Annotated in this window: 7 protein-coding genes; 3 read left to right on the top strand and 4 right to left on the bottom strand. The window is 61.5% G+C overall.

Going from position 1 to position 16,616, the window contains the following annotated elements; translation table 11 throughout:
* Positions 1-17: 17 nt before the first annotated feature.
* On the bottom strand, positions 18-1,058 hold the full coding sequence (locus OH491_RS01810; protein ID WP_068769598.1) for a hypothetical protein: 1,041 nt from the start codon (positions 1,056-1,058) through the stop codon (positions 18-20).
* Positions 1,059-1,444: 386 nt separating this feature from the next.
* Here OH491_RS01810 and OH491_RS01805 point away from each other — a divergent pair, with 386 nt between their 5' ends.
* From OH491_RS01805 to OH491_RS01795, 3 genes are all read left to right on the top strand, one after another.
* Complete coding sequence (locus OH491_RS01805; RefSeq protein WP_068769599.1) at positions 1,445-2,920, top strand: L-fucose/L-arabinose isomerase family protein; 1,476 nt, start codon at positions 1,445-1,447, stop codon at positions 2,918-2,920.
* Positions 2,921-3,009: 89 nt separating this feature from the next.
* The gene (locus tag OH491_RS01800; protein ID WP_334319185.1) at positions 3,010-5,607 is read left to right on the top strand and encodes a cellulase family glycosylhydrolase; all 2,598 of its coding nucleotides are present in this window, start codon (positions 3,010-3,012) and stop codon (positions 5,605-5,607) included.
* Between the two features lie 11 nt (positions 5,608-5,618).
* Positions 5,619-7,823, top strand: coding sequence for a glycoside hydrolase family 2 protein (locus OH491_RS01795; RefSeq protein WP_068769601.1), 2,205 nt, complete (start codon positions 5,619-5,621; stop codon positions 7,821-7,823).
* 225 nt (positions 7,824-8,048) lie between these two features.
* Here the strand turns inward: OH491_RS01795 and OH491_RS01790 are convergent, their stop codons facing one another.
* From OH491_RS01790 to OH491_RS01780, 3 genes are all read right to left on the bottom strand, one after another.
* Entirely contained in the window at positions 8,049-9,167 is a 1,119-nt protein-coding gene (locus tag OH491_RS01790) for a glycoside hydrolase family 5 protein (RefSeq protein WP_068769602.1), read from the bottom strand.
* Positions 9,164-11,743 (bottom strand): cellulase family glycosylhydrolase, encoded by a 2,580-nt coding sequence (locus OH491_RS01785; RefSeq protein ID WP_334319186.1) that lies wholly within the window; start codon positions 11,741-11,743, stop codon positions 9,164-9,166. The genes OH491_RS01790 and OH491_RS01785 overlap by 4 nt, the downstream gene beginning before the upstream one ends.
* An 89-nt stretch (positions 11,744-11,832) precedes the next feature.
* On the bottom strand, positions 11,833-15,987 hold the full coding sequence (locus tag OH491_RS01780; protein ID WP_068769604.1) for an autotransporter outer membrane beta-barrel domain-containing protein: 4,155 nt from the start codon (positions 15,985-15,987) through the stop codon (positions 11,833-11,835).
* Between the last annotated feature and the right edge of the window lie 629 nt (positions 15,988-16,616).

The raw sequence follows: 16,616 nt of genomic DNA, 5'->3' as shown, positions 1-16,616 counted from the left end.
GATTCCTTCGTGATGCCTTAGTTATCCGTCGTCAGCGTGGTGACCGGCGGCGCGAGTTCCGCTGCTGCGGCGGCAAGACGGCGGGCGAGAGCGTCGTCGGGCAGGCCGGATGCGGATGCGGGCAGCCATTGCCAGATGACAACCGTATTGAGGGTCTCGCCGGGCTTGAGCAAACGGGCGGGGCCGAGTGTCTCGATTTCGCCATAGCGGTCGTCGTGGTAAAATTGCAGCGAGGCTGCCTCAGGATACAAGCCGCCCGGGTCAAACGCGATCGCCTGTAGCAGAATTCCGTCCGGCCACACCCCCGCCAGCCAGCACCCGAGCGCGCCCGCTTTTTTCTGCGTGCCCGGCGCGGGCCGCAGCGATACCCAGCCCTCGCCGGAAGCCACCGAGCCGGACGCGAACTCCACCGGCCCGAACGGCGGCTTCGCACGGATGGCGTTCATATTGACCGGTTGCGCGATACCGGAATGGCGGGCGGCAGCGATGCCGAAGAGGACGCGCTCCGGCAGGGGGACTTGCGTGACGCCCCACGCTTGCGCGGGAAAGGGCGACGCGCGCAACTGCGTGATGCGGTTGTGAATGGTCAGCACCGGGCGGGTCGCATCGAGCTCGAACTCGCGAACGAGGCGCGAGTGGAACGCCGCGCTTTCGGGAAACACCAGCCGCGCGCGCAGCGGCGACAGTTTTTCAGCGCGCGCTTCCGCCCCGTCGGTCGCCTCGTCCGGCGGCCAGACCCGCCCGGCGGCGTAACGCCAGAACGATTGCGCCGACGGCCAGACCTTGTCGCCGCCCCAGTTTTGGTAGCCCGCCTGCGCGGCCTCGGCGGCCCGCGCCTCGGGCGTGTTGACCCAAAGCGTGTTTCGCGCAGGTTCCGCTTTGGGGATGAACTCCAGCACGCGTCCCACCGCCGGATCGATGACCACGTGCACGCTTTCATTTTCGAGCACGATTTGCGCGGAGGAGGACGCGGCCAATGCCGGCGCGGCGAAGGCCGCGATGGCAATCACGAGGGGGATGAGGCTGGGCCGGGGCGTTGTTTGCGCGGGGCGGGTCATGAGATTTTGGAGCGGACTGACGGAATTGAGGGATAACCAGACGGATCAAGGGCGCAAAGATTGTTTATATATAATAAACATTAATATTTAACCTATCATCCAGCCTGACTGCGTCCATTTCCATCATTATATTATGCCTAAAAGGTCAAGGGGATTTGCAGACCAGAAAATAAAATCATCAATTATTTTATTGATGTTATCCTTAAATGAACACTTAATGACCGCGTGTTTATTATCCCGTTTGCGCCCGAGCTTTTTACGAATCCGCCGATACAAAACTGCGCCGGGCGCGCGCCCCTTTCCCGCCAGCTGAATTTCCGGCAGATGCCGAATCGATCATGACAACAAAACAGATAGCCCCCCCCGCACCTAATTCGCCCGGCTCCATGGCCGCCCCGCGCATCGCGCGCCTGCATCCGCTGCGCGCCAAGGCCGGCCTCGTCGGCATCGGACACCATGTCTACTGGCCGCAGTTTCCCGGCCTGCCGGACGAGATGGCGCGCAAGCAAAAACATCTGCGCGGCCTTATCGAGGCGCGCGGCGTGGAGGTGGAGGATTTCGGGATGCTCGACACCGCGCAGGCCGCCTACGACACGGTGGCGAAAATCAAAGGGGCCGACATCGACCTGCTCTTTGTGGACATGGTGACCTACGGCACGTCGTCCACCTTCGGCGTGCTTTGCCGCGAGCTGACTGTCCCCATCGTGCTCGTCGCCATTCAGCCTCTGAAGGCGATGGATTACGAAAACGGCACGACCTACATGCAGCTTTGCAACGACGATTTCTGCTCCGTACCCGAGTTCACCGGCGTGGCGGTGCGGATCGGCCGGCGGCCACCACCGGTCATTATCGGACATGAGGACAACGACCCCGTCGTCGCGCGCGAGCTCGACAGTTGGTGCGGCATCGCGAAGGTGCTTCATTCACTGCGACGCTCGCGCATCGGGCTCATGGGCCACGTGCTTGAGGCCATGCTCGACATGCACACCGATCCGACCGCGATCACGGCGACGTTTGGCCTCCATGTCGTGCTCGTCGAGCCGGACGATCTCTTCAAACACTACCGTTCGCCGGACACCGACACGGTTGAACGCTGGAAAAAGGAGATTCTCCGCTTCTTCGACACTCCCGACCCGAAGAGTGATTCGCTGACCGGGAAGCTCCGTCCCGAGGATTTGGAGACGGCCGCGCGCGCGGCCGTCGCGCTGGAAAAACTGATTGCCGAGAAAAAACTCGACGGTCTCGCCTACTATTACGAGGGGGAGCCCGGCTCCGAGTTGCGCACGCTCGTGACCAATCTCATCGTCGGCAACTCGATGCTGACCGGCGCGGGCTTCCCGATGTGCGGCGAGTTCGACCTCAAGACCTGCGTGGCCATGATGATCATGGACCGCCTCGACATCGGCGGAAGTTTCGCCGAATTCCATCCCATCGACTTCAAGCTCGACAGCGTGCTCGTGGGCCACGACGGCCCGCACCACATCAACATCGCCGCCGGCAAACCGGTGATTCGCAGCCTGAAAAAATACCACGGCAAACCCGGCTCGGGCGCGGGCGTGGAGTTCCAGATCAAGGAGGGACCCATCACCATGCTCTCCATCGGCCAGAAGGCGGACGGCAAATTCAAGTTTATCATCGCCGAGGGCGAGTCCGCCCGCCGCCCGATTCCGCCGACGGGCAACACCAACACCCACGGCGTCTTCCTGCCCGATGTGCGCACCTTCCTCAAGCGCTGGGTCGCCGAAGGGCCCACGCACCACTTCGCGCTCGGCATCGGCCACCACGCCGCGGAACTCGTCGAGATCGCGAAGCTGCTCGACATCGACTATGCGGTGGTCACGCCCGGCGCTGGCCAGCTCTGAGCGTTCCCGCCCGGTTTGGTTTTTCCCGGCGGGCTGCGCATCTCATGCCCGGCCCGCCCGCCCCCCACGCTTTTAATCCTGACTCCAAAATGAAACACCTCCTCCCTACGACGACGCGCGCGGCGCTGGCCGCGCTGATATTCCCACTCCTTGTCACAACGACTCCGACACGCGCGGCGTTTTCCGAACAAATCCCGCTGGTTCCGCGAACCGGCAACGGCATTGGCACCGTGTCCACTTATGCCGGCATCACGCCGGTTTTCAAACCGGGCTCGGACGGACGCGGCATCATCGGGATTCCCGGCGCCCGCGGCGAAGTGAACTTGGTCTGGACATTCTGGGGCCACACGCGCCCCGAGGCCGGGCAATGGCCGGTCGGCCACGACGCGCGGGTGAGCATCACCCTGACCGCCGGGGCGGATGTGACGCTCACCCCCCGGGTGGCCGTCAACGCGGGCGGATGGTCGGAGATGGACGAAGGCGGCCCCGTCAGCCTGATTGCAGGCGAACCGGTCACTTTCACCGTCCCGCTGCCCTCCCCTCCCGATCCGGATGCTCCGGTCGAGAACCTGCGCATCTCCTTGGTCGGGAAAAAAATCCCCCCGCTTGTCGTGTCCGCGCTGTCCGTCGGGCAGGAGGTGGCGGTGGCGCTGCATCCCGTTTCCGATGACACGCAGCGTTTGGAAAACCCCTTGCGGATAAAGGGTGAGGCCTCGCCCGGCGACGCGGTGCTCGTGCGCGCGTTCGACGCGTCCGGGACATGCATCGGCGAGTCGTCCGTGAAGGCCGGGGCGGACGGCGCGTTTGTGTTTGCGATCGACCGCCGCCAGATGCGCCCCGGGCCGCTGGCGTTGCGCGTGTCGGTCGGCGGCGGCCCCGAGTCGCCCGACCTGCCGCTCTATGTGTATCCATTGATTGACTACAAGAAGACGCTACCGATGGTCGAGAAAGACGGCCGCCATCTCATTGTGGACGGGAAACCCTGGGCGTTTCTCGGCCTGAACTACACACGTTTCCTGCTCGAATTCAGCCTGCGCGAGCGCGCCAATTACCAGGCGCTCGCCGAGGATTTCCGCAAATACAGCGACTGGGGCATCACCGCGTTGCGCGTGCCGCTGCACCTCGGCATGTTCCAGCCCGCACCGGGTATTTTTCCAGACGATCCGCGTTACACGGACGTGCTTAATTCGTACAAGGTGGAGACCGGATTTTTCAACATCTTCGAATACGCCGTGGCGCTTGCCGGCCATTACGGCATCCGCCTGTTCATCGACTGGCATGAGCTGCCCACCGACCCGTATCGCTATTTTGTCGGCGGCAACAACCACGACAAAGGCACGGGCAAACCCGGCACCGGCATCGGCTGGCTCTACAACCACGAAACCCACAAGGCCGTCGAGCCCGGCGATCCGCGCCATACGAAGGCCGTGGTGGACACCAACATCTGGCTTGCCCGCCGGCTGCGCGGCAACGGCAACATCCTCGGCTTCGAGGTCCCCTACAACGAGCCGCACAGTGTGACCGACTCCGGCGAGGTTGCGTGGCGCGACATCACGAGCGCCACGATTCGCGGCGTCCTCGAGGGCGATCCGGCGCGCCTCACCTTCGGCATGCCGCCGGCCTGGGGCCACAGCAATGTCACGCCCTCGTTCACCTGGATGCCGCCCGACGGGCTCACCGGCATGGCGCCGCACCATTATCTCGGCAACGGCCCCGTCGCGCTCCGCGCCGATGCGAAGCAGCGCAAGGAGCCGTGGCTGGCCCGCGACGTGGACGCCACCTTCAGCCATGCGTTCTACGCCATCACCCTTCCCTATTCCGCCGCGCCGCATCCGGTCTGGAACGGCGAATCGGGCGAGCACGGCTATGCCTCGTTTCTCCCCGAGATGAGCCAGCGCGAATCCACCCCGCTTATGATTGAGGCCCAGACCGTGCAGGCCTATGCCTCGGGCTGGACGGGCTCGCTTGGCTGGACTTTGACGGGCAGCCCCCACACTTATGCTCCAGTGGTCGACCTTTACGAGAAAAACTACCGCCGCTTCGCGCCTGTCTATGCCGCCGGGCCGGTTGATTTGGACCGCGCCGAGGTGCTCTTTGTGCAAAACACCGCCGCCGTGCCCGTCGCCAACGGACTCAACCACGCCTGCGTGCCTTTCGCCCGCCTCGCGCTCGACCTCCACCTCGCGCCCGTGCACTACATGACCGACGACCAACTCCTCGCCACCGGCCTCGTGCAAATGGCGGTGGGACTCGAACAGGTGGAGGAGGTCGCCGCGGGCCTGCGCTACAAGGCGGCCGTGGTGGACACCCGCAACCTCGACTCGCGCTCGCTCGACCTGCTCAAGCGCAGCAAGATCCCGCTGCTCATCATCGACGATGCCGAAGCCCTCACGGCGGAAACACTCTCCACGTTTCTCAGGGAGGCCGGCCTGGTGCTCGACCAGCGCACTCCGCCCGGCCTCCTGCTCATTGAGGGACCGGCGCACTTCCTGGTCTACCGCCGCGCGGGCGAAGGGCCGGCCAAAGCGTATCCGCGCCTGCATGTCGAAGGGACGTTCCTGCTTGTTGATGAAGACAACAAAGTTGTCTTCGACGGCACCGCCGCCACGCTGTCCGGGCAGGGCATCGACATTGATCTCCCGAAATGGCGCACCGCCATCTTCAGCATTCGCACCGCAAAAAACTGACACCCCTCCGCATGTCCTCCCGTGCAACCTTTCCCGTCTCCTGGCAACTGGCGCGCCTGCCCTCGCCCGCCGCGACACCTGCGCCTGCCGACTGGATTCCCGCCACCGTTCCCGGCGCCGTGCAGCTCGACTGGGCGCGTGTGCAGTCGCTGCCCGATTTGCACTTCGGGCAAAACGTCCGCGCCTACAACGGCCTTGAGGATTTCTGGTGGCTGTATCGCGCGGCAATTCCCGCCGTCAAACGTGCGGCGGACGAGCGTGTCTTTCTCGCCGGCGACGGGCTCGACTATCATGCCGAATTCCGCGCCGGCGACCGCGTGCTACTTGAGCACACCGGCGTGTGCACGCCGTTCGAGCTCGACGTGACGGGCCTTGCGCCGGGCACGCCGCTCGAAATCCTCATCCACCCCGCGCCGAAACGCGAGGGCGCGCCACCCGACCGCTCGCAAGCCGCGCACGTCACCAAGCCCGTCGTCAGCTATGGCTGGGACTGGCACCCGCGCCTGATTCCGCTCGGGCTCTGCCACGACACGCGTTTTGAAAAACGCCCGGCGGCGCACATCAGGCACATTGATTTTCGCTACGTGTTGGCGGATGATTTCTCGTCGGCACGCATCACCGTCGCGGTTGAAACCAGTATGCCGTCCGGTATCACCTGGCGCTTGCGCGAGCCGGGCGGACGCGTCGTGCTGGAATCCAGCGAATCCGTCGCGACGCTCCGCGAGCCACAGCTTTGGTGGACGCATGACCACGGCGAGCCGGCGCTCTACACGCTGGAAGTCTCGCTCGACGCGCCCGGTGCCGACGCGGCCACGCGGCGTGTCGGATTCCGCCGGGTGCGGCTCGTCATGCACGAGGGCGCTTGGAGCCACCCCGCCGGTTTTCCCAAGTCGCGCAGCCTCCCGCCGGTGACGGTCGAGCTCAACGGACGCCGCATCTTCGCGCGCGGCACGAACTTCGTCTGTCCCGACATCTTTCACGGCCGCGTGGACGCCGCGACCTACGAGCCGCTGCTCGCACTGGCCCGCGACGCGCACTTCAACCTGCTCCGCTGCTGGGGCGGCACGGCCACGCCGAAGGAGTCTTTTTTCGAACAATGCGATGAGCTTGGCCTGCTCGTGTGGCAGGAGTTTCCGCTCGCCTGCAACGCCTATCCCGATGACGACGCCTATCTCGACGGCCTCGATCGCGAGTCGCGCGCCATCATCCGCCGCGTGCGGCAGCATCCATGTCTGGCGTTGTGGTGCGGTGGCAACGAGCTCTTCAACTCCTGGTCACGCATGGACGACCAGTCGCTCGCGCTCCGCCTGCTCAACCGCAACTGCCTCGACCTCGATCCGCTCACGCCGTTCATCCCCACCGCGCCGCTTGAGGGCATGGGCCACGGCGACTACCGCTTCCTCGACCCTGATGGACGCGACATATTCCAGATATTCCGGTCCGCCGCCTGCACCGCCTACAGCGAGTTCGGTTGTCCCGGGCTCGCTCCAGTCGAATACCTGAAAACATTCATCCCCGCCGAGGAACTCTGGCCCCCGCGCCCGTGCACGAGTTGGGAAACCCATCACGCCTTCGGCGCGTGGAGCAGCGACAACGCCCTCTGGATAAACACACGCGCCAGCGAGCATTATTTCGGCGAATCCACATCGCTGGAGCAGCACGTCGCGCGCGGCGAATGGCTGCAAAGCGAGGGTGTGAAATCCGTCTTCGAGGAGGCCCGGCGCCAAAGCCCGCGCTGCTCGATGGCGCTCAACTGGTGCTTCAACGAACCCTGGCCAACCGCCGCCAACAACAGCATCGTCAATTATCCGGCCCGGCCCAAGCCCGCCTATTATGCGGCGCGGGCGGCGTGCCGTCCGACTCTCGCCAGCGCACGCATCCCCAAATTCCAATGGGAGCGCGGCGAATGCTTCAGCGCCGAAATCTGGGTGCTCAACGACAGCCCCGTCGCGCAACCCGGCGGAGAGCTCATCGTCGCGCTGGAGTGCGACGGCCTGGTCATCGAGTTGCTGCGCTGGCGCATCCCGGATTTGCCGCCGCAGCAGACCGTCGTCGGCCCAAGTGTTCGTATCAAATTACAGAATACACAGGACGGTGAGTTTACGCTCATGCTGCGCGTCACCGGCCATGAGGACTGGGATTCCAGCTATCGGCTGAGCCTGCGGCCTGCCATGGACGAGATCGCCAGCGTAGGCGCACGCGCGCTGAATCACTAAGCCGGACCTCATGCAGTTGAAGCAGAAATAAAGAACCCCGGGGCAAGCCCCGAGGTATTAAAGATCCCTGCAACGGATTCCGTTGCAGAACACAATACAACCGAAGCAAGCTTCGAGGAATTAAACCCGGAGAGATTAACTCGATTTAGGTGAAGCCGAAAAGTGAAACCAGTATTCCGACGTTTTCAAGTGGGCAAAGGCTTTAATAGCAAAGCCGCCGGACGTTTATCTTTTCGGCTGGGGTATCGCGCTTGCTGTCATGCGGGCTGCGGGAGCCCACAGATCGCTGTAGGGGCAGGAATCATATGTCGGAGGAGGACCAAGTCCGGTTTGATCCACTGCGTTGTACGAATTGCGCGGGTGGTCCACCAGGGTCCTTAGTGCCCAGATCATCCAGCCCACGTCCTCCTTGGCAAAGCTTGCGTGCATGCCCGCAAGGAACTTGCGGCATTCCGCTTCACTCTTGTTTTGGTAATCCGCGCCAAATTGCGTGCATAGCACCGGGACTCCATGCGCGTCCCGAAATTGGACGACATGGTTTTGAATGACAACCGGGGATTCTTCCCCGGGATACGCATGGAAGGCGAATGCCACATTGTTATAAGGGGCGTCCATGATCGAAGGCATGAGTTCCCACGATTTTTGCATGGTGCCGGGTCGGGAACGATGATTGGCCCCGAGAATAAGGAGGTGGCGGTCATCCACTTTTCGAATTTCGCGCCGGCACCGCGCATAGTTGCTTCTCATCTGCTCAAAAGTGACCCCAATGGGTTCGCCCAGGAATTCGTAGCCCAATACACGCGGCTCTCCTTTATAGTATTCGGCCACGGCCGTCCATCCTGCCACCCATTTTTGTATCGCGGCTTCATCCCAGGCCCGGACGGCGACGCCGTCAACGGATGGATCGCTCATGTGCTCATCACACGCCAGAATCACATACATGCCGTGGTTTCGCGCGGCGGCGACGGCTGGCTCAATGTGATTTCTAATGTGCTCTTGCATTTCAATCGGGCGACTTTTGTCATTGTCAAAATACAGGGTGTAAAATGTCAGACGGACGGTGTTCAGGTTGTGCTCCTTGCAGAAGGCCATGACCGCCTCGTCCTGCGCCGGAATGATAACGTCGCGGCAATAGGCCATGCCGGCCGCAATAAACGGGCGCTCTCCTCCGTCACTTTCCGACGAGGTGACAATCAGCCTTCCCCTGGCCTTGAGCCAGAGATGCTCGCTTGCCGGGTTTGCCGCCAGCCTGGCTGCCGCCAGAATGAAAATGAGCGGCAATGCGAGGATGGGAAGCAATGTATATGGAGTGCTTTCACCGGGGCGCGGCATTTCTTCTTTCATGGGAGAAAAATTTTACCGGGTTTTCTGGCGCGAATGATAACAAGGGCGATGATGATGGCGAAAAACCAGTGGGACGGAACGCCCCCTCCCCCTCCTCCTGAACCGCTGCTGCCGCCGGAAGAGGGCGGCGGGTCGACAGGGGGCGGCGGAGTTGGGGGATTGAGTTCAATCATGTCGGGGGTGAGTGTGCTTACCGTGGCATTATTATCGGCGGCGATTTTGCGTATGGCCGCGTTGCCGGTATCCGCTACATAGAGGGTGCCGTCGGATGCGATGGCGATGTCCTCGGGATGGCGCAGCCAGGCGTCGTTGCCCTGGCCGTCTTTGAACCCGGGAACGCCGGGCATCACGCCGGAGTCGCCATCACCGTCATCTCCCGGGTAACCGGCGATGGTGGCGACTTTGCCTGCGGAAATTTCTATTTTCCGAATGAGCGAATTGCCCGTGTCGGCCACATAGACCGTGTCGCCGTCGACGAGAAGTCCGCGGGGCGAATGAAAGCGGGCGGCCGTCGCCATGTCGCCATCCGCGGAACCGTGGCTCCCAGGCTGTCCCGCCAATGTGAAAACTTGATGTGCATCGTCTGCGGGAGTGATAAAGCGGATGGTGTGATTTCCCGTGTCTGCAATATAGAGAGTGTTGCCGGCGAAAGCGATGCCGGCGGGGTTCTTGAATTGGGCATGGGTCCCGCTGCCATCGAGTGTGCCGGAAACTTGAGGTGTGCCTGCGATGGTGGTGACGATGCCTTCGGGGGTGACCATGCGAATAACATGATTGTCCGTGTCGGCGACATAGATGTTGCCCATATTGTCGGCAACGACAGCGGCGGGGTTGCGGAAAAAGGCGTTCGTGCCGGAGCCATCGGTAAATCCGGCAAGGCCCGGAGAGCCGGCGAGGCTGTTGACCGCGGCCGCGGAATTGAGGATGCGCAGGGTGGAGTTTCCCGTGTCGGCGACCACCAGTCCTCCGCTCTGCGTATCAATGTCAATGCCCGCGATTTGATTAAAGCGCGCCGCTGTCCCGCTGGCATTGAGGGTGCCGGATTGCCCGATGGCACCGGCGAAGAGGCTTATGCCGGAGGCATCGGCGGTGATTTTATAAATCGTGTGCTGATTCGCGTCAGTCACGTAGAGTTCGCCAGTGATTGCGTCCACCACAAGTGCGGCGGGGGCGGAGAGAACCGGGGCCTTGACCGTGAGGGTGGCCGTGCCGCTCACCGTCATCGCGGGATTGGCGGCGATGTAACGATAGTAATAACCGCTCATGAGCGCGGTCGCGCCGCGAATGCGGAGCCTGGCGGTGTTGGTGTCTTTATATAATTCCGTGTCGCCGGATATTTTCGACCAGCTGACACCATCGGAGGACACCTCCCACGAGTAGGATAGATCGGAGGGATACCCATCCGTATTTGCCTCCATGATGATTTCCTGTCCCGGGAGCGCGTCGGGGACGACAAAGGGGGGACGCTTTGGCAGAGGCATCGGGCTCGCCGTGACCCGCGCCACGGCGGGCCACAGGTCGCTGTAGGGGCAGGAATCAAAAACGATGGGAGGGCCCAGCCCGGTTTCATCCACCGTATTATAGGAATCGCGCGGGTGGTCCTCCAAGGTTCTCAGGCACCAGATCATCCAGCCTATGCCTTCCTTTGCAAAAAGCATATGCATACCCGCAAGGAAGTTCCGGCACACCGTCTCGCTTTTTTTCCAATTAAGGGCGCCAAATTCCGTGCAGAGCACCGGCACGCCATGCTTGTCGCGAAAGGTGGTGACATACTCCTCCACCAGCCACGGGTGGTTGTCATCAGGATAATCGTGAAAGGCGAACACGACATTATTATGGGGTGCGTCAATGGTGGTTGCGATGTCTCCCCAAGTGCGTTCCATGGACCTGGCATGGGTCCAAGTTTCGTTTCCCAAGATGATAATGTGGCGTTTGTCCACCTCCCGGATGGCCTGTATGCAACGCCTGTAATTGTCGCGCAAATCGGCTGTCGGGGTGACATGAGGCTCGTTGAGCAGTTCGTATCCCAGCACGTGGGGCTCGTCCTTGTAACGCGACGCGACGATCTTCCATGCGTTTATCCATTGCTGGATTTTTTCCTCCCCCCACTTGGGGACATGCTGATCCTCCCGGGCGTCATCCTCGTCAATCGTCCCGCTCATGAACTCATGGCAGTCGAGTATCACATACATGCCCTGTTTTCTGGCCGCGGCAATGACGGGATCGATATGATTTTGCACGTGCTCCTGGATGTCAATCGGGCGGTTTTCCACGCTGTTAAAATACAGCGTATAAAACGCGAGGCGAACAGTGTTCAATCCCCGCTCCTTGCAGAATTGCAGGATGCGCTCGTCGCCAGGGGGATAGTGCCTGGGGTAAATCATGACATCACGGCCGTAACCGATGCCGGCGGGAATGAACAGACGCTCGCCCCCGTCGCTTTCTGCCGAGGTGACGATTTGCGTGCCTTTGACCTTTAGCCAAAGGTGTTCGTCGTCGGCGGCGGTCGCTGGCAAGCCCGCCAGCAGGGCAAGGGCCAGTGGCAGTATAAATGAGAGGGGGATGTGATGAGGCATGGGTGCCATTGCCGGGGGAGTGTGGGGAAAAATTAATCCACCCGGAGATCGGGGCGGATGCCGGGCGTGCCGGGCCCGGCCATATAATATTACCAGCAGGCCCGATAGCCGATGTTAATGGACCAGGGGCGCTCGTAATCGTCCGCCTTTGCGTATTCAAAATCAAGATACAGAGCATGCCTGGCGTTGATGATGAAGCTGGCGCCGAACCCTGCCTCGACGCGACATCCGTCGTAGTCCGATGCGAGGGTTTTGCCCTCCGCGGTGACTTCGCCACCGTTTGAGAAGCTGCCTGCCACTGCAGCTTTGCCATAGGGATGCCAGCGTGTGGCTCCCAACTGGCGTCCGATTCGCAGACCAGCGCGAGACTGGAAGGCGCTGGTTGCGTCCAGATGCACGGATACCGGGGAAGGCACGTTCGCCTGCACGAAGTTCGGACCGTATGCACCGTGGACTTGGTAAGCGGCGCTGTTTAGATGCACATATGCGGCTTGCACGGAGGGTTCAACCCACCATCCGTTTTTATTAACCAGGCGGCGTCCAATTTCCAGCGAGACACCCTTGGCGTAGTTTTTATAAGAACCATGCGAGAGTTTCCCGTCCGACGCGCGGGCGTCGAAGTCATTTTTCACATGATCGAGTTTTAGGGTAATGTCGGCAAACCAGCCTTTTTCGTGCAACCAGCTTCCATACACGCCCGCCCCGATGGTTTCGCTTTCGCCATTGCCGTAATTATCAAAGTCGCGATCAACGATGCCCGTGTCGATAAACGCGCCCACGAAAATCGTGCCCGCGCCCCTGGCGTGAACGCGATCTACACCTGCGGTGAGGCCGTGGCCGTATTGATGGAAGGACTGTCCGTTGATGGCGCCGGTTTCGTTTCCTTGGGACGAAATGCTGGCATTGAGACGGTGGCTGCGGGCGCGCACCCAGAAACTGCCGGGGGGATTTCCGGCCTTGGCGTAGTTGGGGTCGGCGCGGATGTCGCCCATGCGCAGGTAAAGCGCATCCAGGGAGTAGAGCCAGTCCCTGCCTTGCAGCGAGGCGGTGGCCAGAATCGCATCGGCGGTGCTGGACAGTCCGCTGGAGTGGAAATAGACGGCGTTGCGATCGGGCCTTGCGGCCGAGCCGTCGCCGGGGACCGCGTCGTATCGTTCAAGGGCGGTTTCGATCGGATTGTAGCGGTAGTTTGCGGTGAATCCCTCGGGGTTCTTTATTATGGCGATGGAGGCGGCCGCTGGATCGCCGGTGTGCGCGATGCTCACCTCGTGCTCGCCCGTGGCCGCGTCGGTAATGGTCAGATGGTTGGCTTTGCCAGTGTCGAAATCGACGTTGAAGATCAGTGTGGAAGCGCCGTGCAGGCTTTTGAGCGTGCCTGTGACAAAGATGCCTGGCGGGTTGTTGAAACTCATGCGCCCGTTGCTGAGCGTGACGTTACCCAGCCGGGTGCCGTTGGCCGCGAGAACAAGGTGTGATTCGTTGATGTCAACATTGATGCCGGTTCCGATGGCGTCGGCCCTGGCGAGCGCAAGAAGGGAGTCCTCGCGAATGACTACTTTGCCCGTGCCGGCGAATGCGCCCGGCACGGTGCCGTTGGCGCCGACGTAGTCAACCTGTGTGCCATGGAGGGTGGTCATGCCGGAGCCGAGGGCCTTGCTGTTGCGCGCCTCGATGGCGCCCTGTCGCAAATCAACCGTGCCGAGGAAACCCTCGTTGTCGCCGCTGAGGGCCAGGAGACCGTTTCCGGTTTTCAGGAAGGTGCCATTGCCGCTGAGCGTGTTGGCAAAGGAAGCGGCGGAGGCATTGTTCAAGGTGAGGCTGGCGGTGGTGTTTTCGATGATAATGGCTCCGTCACCGAGCGCCTGCCCGTCATTGAGCACGACGCTGCCGCCGGCACCAATGATGGTCGTGACGTGCAAATCGGTGTTGGCGCTGTTCAATATGACCGTGCCGGATGAGACGGAGAGAAATCCGGCCTGGACGCCCGTGATCCGGCCCTGGGTGACGCCCGAGCCATTGATGGCCAGCGAGCCGCTGCCGAGCGCGAGGGTGCTGCCGGCCCCGCCGGTGAGGGCGCCGATGGACTGAGTGGCACCATTGAGATCGAAGGTGGTGTTGTCCGACAGGATGAGGTGCGAGGTGTGGCCAAGGACGTCGTTGGTGGCGGCGCGGACGGTGCCGCTGGCGATGGTGGTGGTGCCCGTGTAGGTGTTGTTTGCGTTGAGGATGATGCAGTCGCCCGGCGCGGATATGTGGACGTTGCCGTCCGCGCCGCTTATCCTGGCCGCCAAGGTGTGCGTGCTGTTGCTTTCAAGATTGTCGGTGTTCAGCACCAGGGTACTGCCGGATTTGATGGCGAGCTCCTGCAAAACAGTGCTGATGAAGAGGCCTTTTTCGCCGCCGAAATTGCTGCCGCTCAGTCCGGCATAGTTGTAGGTGGCCACCACTGGACCGAGATCACTCGTTATACCGCTTGATGTCCCGGTATCGACCCGCAACTGGGAGATGTCGCCAACGCTGTTTGCCTTGATCAATAACAGGCCGTCGCCCGTGGCATGGCTCTGGTCGATAAAATTGGCGGGTAAATTGCCCGGCGGGCCGGAGGCGCTCAATCCACCGAGTTTCACGGTGCCGCTTGTGCTGACGCCGAGATGGTCAACGAACAAGGTACCAGAAGGCGAATAGGTGAGATCAAGCGATCCTCCCGCAAAATCGAGACTGCCGATGGTGGTGTCGCCATTGTTGCTGTTGTAGGTTGCGCTGCCGCCAGCGGCGAGTTGCAGGGTGGCACCGTCAATGACGGGCGCCGCATTGCCCAGTTCGAGGCCGCTGGCTTGCAGGCGCACAAGGCCGGTGAAATCCCCGGTGTGGCCAGCGGCGAAGGCGAAGGCGCCGGCGTTGTCGATGACGAGGGTTCCGCTGCCGTTGAGCGCGCCGCCGAAAAGATTCAGGGTGCTGCTGATCTGGACGACGCCTTCATTGAGATTCAGGCCGCCGGTGGTCGCGTGATTGTCACCCTCAAGGATGACTTTGCCTCCGCCGGTTTTTCCGAAGGCTCCATCGCCGGTGAAGGTGTTGGAGACAGTGAGGTCAAAACCATTTGTATCAATCGTCAAGGCCGGGGCTCCTGCGGCGAGGCCGGTGCCGTCCAGCGTGAGCGTCGTGCCCGGCAGGTTGAAGTAGGAACCGGTGCCCTGCAAGGCGCGGACGGTGCCGCCATTAAGAATGAGTGTGGCGTTGCCAGATGCGGCACCTGCTGTCCTAGCGATGCCCTGCGCCTCCAGAACGCCGCCTTTCAGGGCGAGCGTGCCGGTTGCAGGCGCGGTGGCGCCGCCGATCATCACCACCGAATTGGCGACCCGGACGATCCCTCCTTCTTGAATGGTCAGGATTCCCCCGCCGATTGCTCCTATGGAAAGAGTGCCCGTGGTGGCCCACAAGCCGGAGCCTGAGACAACCGCTGAACCGCGACCGCTTGCATGGGCGCCTACGATGGCATTGGGGTTGGTGACGGTGCCTCCGGTGACGGTGAGCGTGCCCGTGCCGGCGAAGCCGACACGAAGTTCGTTATTATTTTGCCAGTAGCCCGAGTCGCTTACCATGACCGAGCCCTCGCTTCCAGCGGCGTTGCCGATAAAGCCGACCCCTGCATTGAAAACAGTTCCTCCTGTGATGATAAGCACGCCCTTGCCATTGCTGCCGACATAGAGATTATTGGCGTTATTCCAAAGCCCTCCGCTGACGGAGACCGTGCCGCTGGCGCCCAGATTGTTATGGGCGATATGTCCTTGGAAGTTGGCGACGGTCCCGCCGGTGATGGTCAGTATGCCCACACCGCCATAATCGCGACCAACGGAAAGGTTCCCAGCGGTGCTGGCCCCTTGCAGATGGAGCAGTCCGTCGCTGACCGTAACGCTGCCTTGGGCATTATTTTTATAGCCTATATAAAAAGGCTGGGAGCCGGTGAGCGTGCCACCGTTGATGAGCAACTCGCCGGTTTCTCCGCCAACGGTGCCCCCGACATAGAGAGCGGTGATCGCAGTCGAGCCGCTGCTCAGGGCGGCGGTGCCGCTGCCGCCGATATAAATCGTGTCGGTATTCGACGGGATGCCTGGGGTCCAGTTGCCGGCTTGGGACCAGTCGCCGCTGCCGGTGTTCTGCCAGTAAATATCGGCCGAAAAGGCCATGTGGGCGGTCATGAGGGTTGCCAGGGCGACAACGAGGCTGCGGGTATGTGTGTGCATGGTAAAGGGATTCCTGTGGGTGTAATCGAGGGGCCTGAAACTTGGTGGGAGAACAAGTAGTGGAGCGAAATAAATGTTCGTAAAAAAAGAACGTCAATAAAAAAATGATGCCATCGCCAAATAAATAAAAGAGACGTTATTGATTTTATCTATTCTAAATACTCTCTGATAATGCCTTAAATGAGTGGGTTATATGTGTTTTGAATATCTAAACATTACGACATTTCTTTTTCCGATTACCCTTGAATTCCGGACAGCGCGGTGCACCTGCAATCGAGGGGCGCTGTTTATGGCTTTGGGCGGGGTGTCATGTCGGCGGGCGGCGTCACGCAGCCGTCGACAACCGCCAATGCGCGGGCACCGGTGCTCACAGGCGTGCTTTCGATGGTGAGCCGCTCAATGACGCGCCCGTTCTCCGCGTCGGTAAGGTCAAAGACCAGGGCCAGCCCGGTGCCGAAAGCAAACTTGCATGCGCGCTTTCTTCCAAAGGGCCCGGTTATGAATACGCATTATAATATTATAATCACGGTACTCGCGCAGGAACAGGGAGGTGATTCATCGAATTCATAATGATTTTCTTAATATTCATAGCCAAGGACAATTGCCTGCCTGCCCCAGAGGGGACGAGC

This window comes from Termitidicoccus mucosus (genome assembly GCF_038725785.1).
Taxonomy (GTDB): domain Bacteria; phylum Verrucomicrobiota; class Verrucomicrobiia; order Opitutales; family Opitutaceae; genus Termitidicoccus; species Termitidicoccus mucosus.
Note: the sequence above shows the minus strand (reverse complement) of the source record. Positions and strands in the feature narration are given on the sequence as shown.